Source organism: Streptomyces sp. NPDC002130, from assembly GCF_040296465.1.
GTDB lineage: Bacteria > Actinomycetota > Actinomycetes > Streptomycetales > Streptomycetaceae > Streptomyces.
Window position 1 is genome coordinate 1 of the sequence record NZ_JBEOXI010000431.1, and the last position, 4,170, is coordinate 4,170.

Below are 4,170 nucleotides of genomic sequence, written 5' to 3' on the forward strand. Positions count from 1 at the left end.
GCCCCTGCCTCTCGAACGGCCACGTACCGCCCTCGAACTCCTCGAACGCGAACGCGACACGAAATCCGTCGATCGCGTTCTCGCGAAATTGGGGCTCAACAACTAAATAGCGAGGTGACCTGTGGCCGACAGTTACAACGCGGGATCCGCACGGCTGATTGTCGAACCAGAGCTATCGGCGAACTTCCACGAGCGACTGCGATTCCTCGTCAATTCGCGCCGCGTCGACGCAACTGTTCAGGTCGAGCCCAACCTTGCCGGATTCCACCAGCGGGTGCGGAACGGCACCCGGAACATGCCGGCAGTCGAGGTCGACATCACCCCGAATCTCACGGGGCTGCGTAATCGCGTACGTACCCAGTTGCAGGGGATGGAAGCCGACGTCACCGTTCGCGCCGATCTGGACCTGACCAGGGCACATGCGCAAATGCAGGCGTTCCGGGCATCGATCAGAGACGTCCACATGAACCTGGACATCGACACAGGTGCGGCGATGACTCAGGTCGCAGCTCTGACCGCACAGGTACTGGCGCTTGAGGCGCTGATTCGTGGCATGCCGCCGATCCCTGCCGGTGGTGGAGGTGGCGGCGCCGGCGGCGGTGCCGGAGCAGCTCTCAGTGGCATTGCTTCCGGTGCAGGTCTGGCGAAGATCGCTTTGGTCGCGTTGGGTGCAGTGTCGTTGGTACCGCTCATCGGCCAACTCGTCCAGGCAGCAGGGGTCGTTGCACTACTCCCCGCGATGGGTGCTGCAGCCGCCGCGACCTTCGCAACGATCGCAGTCGGAGCCACCGGCATCAAGGACGCCTTCGAGGCAGGCAAGGAAGCGGCCAAGAACTCCGCGAAGGAGTCGGCAGCCGCAGCGAAGCAGACCGAGGCCGCTCAGCGCTCTCTTGCCGACGCGATCGACGCGGTGGAGCAGGCAGAGAAGGGCCACACACGAGCACTGCGTGAGGTCGAGTCTGCGGAGAAGAACAACCGCCGCGCGGTGGCGGATGCGGAACTCGCACAGAAGTCGCTCACGCAGGCGCGCAAGGCCGCAACCGAGCAGATCGAGGACATGAACCTCGCCCTCAAGCGCAGTTCCCTCGACGAAGAGGACGCGCTACTCGGGGTTCAGGAGTCCTGGGAACGACTGGTCGAAGCCCGAAGCTCCGGCGACACGACCCCGACCCAGCTACGCAGGGCCGATCTCGCCTACCGCCAGCAGATCCAGCGTCTGACGGAAGTTCGCGAGGCGAACCAGGATCTCCGGGCCGAGGTCGCTGACGTCAACGCCAAGGGCGTCGAAGGTGCGGACCAGGTCGTCGCTGCTCAACAGGCAGTGGTGGACGCCGATGACCGTGTCGTCGACTCGAAGCAAGCGATTGTCGATGCGCAGGATCGAGTCGCTGAGTCGCAGAGGGGGATTGAGCGGGCACTCGACAACGTGGCGGTCGCTCAGCAGAACCTGAACGACACCATGGCAGCAGGATCGCCGTCCCTCGAGAAGTACAACGAGGCGCTCGCGAACCTCTCGCCGAATGCACGGCAGTTCGTCGAGATGACACGCGGAATGTCCGACGCCTGGAAGGAACTCCGGTTCTCGGTACAGGACGCGCTGTTCGACGGGATGGGGCAGAAGTTCTCGGAGCTCGGCGGCACCTACATGCCGATTCTGACGGACGGTCTGACGGCGCTGGCGGACGTGTTGAACACCAAACTGAAATCGGCCATGGATTGGCTGATGACAGATGGTGTCAAGGACGACATCTCGCAAATTCTCACCAACACGGCAGAAGCGTTGGGGCCGTTGCTGGATGGTCTCGGCAATCTCGGTTCAGCGCTGCTGGACCTCTCTGCCGTCGGATCGGATTTCCTCCCGTCCATCACCGGTGCTTTCGAGGAGGGGACCGGCAATTTCGCCGAAATGATTCACTCGATGCGCACCACCATCGACGAAAACGGTAAGTCGCAACTGCACAATTTCATGCAGGAAGCGATCGACACGTTCGCCCAAATCTGGCGCATCATCAAGGGAATCGGCGAACTCGCGGGCAACATGTTCGCTGGTTCGGATGAGGTGGGGGAGTCCTGGCTCGACTCGATCGAGTCCACCCTCGACCGCTGGAACGAATTCCTCGGAACGCCCGAAGGTCGCGAAGAAATCAAGAAGTTCTTCGAGGACGTCAAGTCGATCGTCGAATCGATCATGGGCATAATCTCCACGGCCGCAGGGCTGTTGGGGACGTTCCGGCCCGCCCGGAGCAGCGACGACGGTGAACAAGGCGACGCACCCGGCAAGGTTCCCGAACAGCTCGAACCTGGTCAGGCGCAACGCGCAGGCGCACTGCGGCAAGTGTGGGACGGAGCCGACAACGACGGTGGCTGGTGGGGCAAAACCTCGCGAGGCGTCAACTCGTTCTTCGGCTACAACAACGAAAAAGACGAATACGACGGTGGCCTGTGGAACAAGGACCACGGCGGCTGGGGCGGGGCGATCAACCGCGGACTCAGCGGCGTCGGCGACTTCGTCAGCGGCGGCGCGTGGGACTGGATCGGCGCGGAAGAAGGGCAGTCTCCCGCCGCAGCGTTGTGGGAGAAGTCGATCAATGCGGCCAAGGACGCCTGGGACGGATTCACCGGCTCTGTCGGCGACAAGGTCGAGGACACCAAGAAGTGGTTCGGTGACGTCAGCTCCCGGATCGGTGAAATCGGATCATCGGCGATCACCGGTCTACGAGACGGGGCGAAGGCCAAGTGGGACGAACTGTGCTCACGGGTCTCCGACGGTTGGAATAACACCATCCGGCCGGCGTGGGACACCCTACGCAACGAAGGCCTCGGTGGACTCGCCAACGATTTCCTCTCGAAGATCACCAACGGAGCCGTCACGGACTGGAAGAACCTTCCATCCGCCATCGGTTCCGGTATCGCGGACATCGTCGAAAAGCACTTCCCAGGATTCCGGGGCGCGCTCGACGAACTGCGAAACTTCTTCGGCGGCATCGTCTCTGCGATCGGCGACATCTGGGACGGATTGAGGGAGCGTCTGGCAGGGCCGATCAACTTTGTCATCGACACCGTGCTCAACAACGGGCTCGGCAAAGCGTGGAACGCAGTCGCGGGACTGCTCGATCTGGAACCGTGGCCGACGATCGATCCGATCGGTGAAGTCGGCGGCAAGTCCGGCGGAAACATCGCAGACCAGATGATTCATCGTCGCGACGGTGGCGCGGTGTTCGGTGCAGGTGGCCCGCGTGACGACAAGATTCCCGCCTGGCTCTCGAACGGCGAGCACGTCTGGACAGCAGCAGAAGTCATGGCTGCAGGCGGTCACGGCGAGGTCGAGCGGATGCGCCGCGAGACCTTGGCCAGCAACTACCGAGACGGGGGTCGGGTCCAGAACAAGGGACCGGCGCAGTTCGCGCTCGGTGGTGGTGTGATCTTCGGTTCCGACACCGACACTTGGATGGCGCAGGTCATCCAGGACGCGTTCCCGGAAGTGACGATCACGTCCGCTCTTCGCCCCGGCCATTCCGGCTATCACGGCAAGGGCGGCGCCGTCGACATCGACGGTCCGAACAAGCAGGCCTACGCGGACTGGATTTTCCAGGCGTATCCGCAATCAGCGCAGCTGATTTGGGGTCCTGGACCGTTGCTCTACAACGTCGGCGGAAACATGATCACCGACCAGGGCCAGCTCTCGAATCAGGTGTACGCCGGTGACTTGCCTGGTCACTGGGATCACGTGCACTGGGCGAACGATTTCCCGCAGGCCGAAATGAGCGACGAGGAAAAGAAGTCGCTGTTCGAACGGTTCACGGGAGCGATCAGCGGGGCGTTCAACATGGTCCGCAATCAGACCGCGAACCTGTTCGAGCTTCCGGTCAAGGGGCTGCGGAAGATGATTCCGGAGTTCTCGGAATTGGGCATGTTCGGGCAGATTCCGCTCGCCGTCTACGACAAGTTGACGGACGCGGCTTTGACGATCGTCCGTGGCAAGTCAGCCACTTCCGGTGGTGGAGATGTCCCGTACGACAAGAACTCTGGTGCGGAACAGTGGCGACCCCTCGTGGAGAAGCTGTTCGACGAAAAGGGTATCGACCGGTCATTGGCGCGTCCACTGGCTGGTGTCGCCCCGGTTGTCGATGCGCACGCCCAGGCCGCGGGAGAGGCGCATGTCGATCTGGC

1 protein-coding gene is annotated in these 4,170 nt (G+C 62.7%); it reads left to right on the forward strand.

Going from position 1 to position 4,170, the window contains the following annotated elements:
* Positions 1-121: 121 nt before the first annotated feature.
* Positions 122-4,170, forward strand: a 4,049-nt coding sequence (locus ABT116_RS40305) for a hypothetical protein (protein WP_351644986.1), incomplete at its 3' end; no start/stop codon positions are given.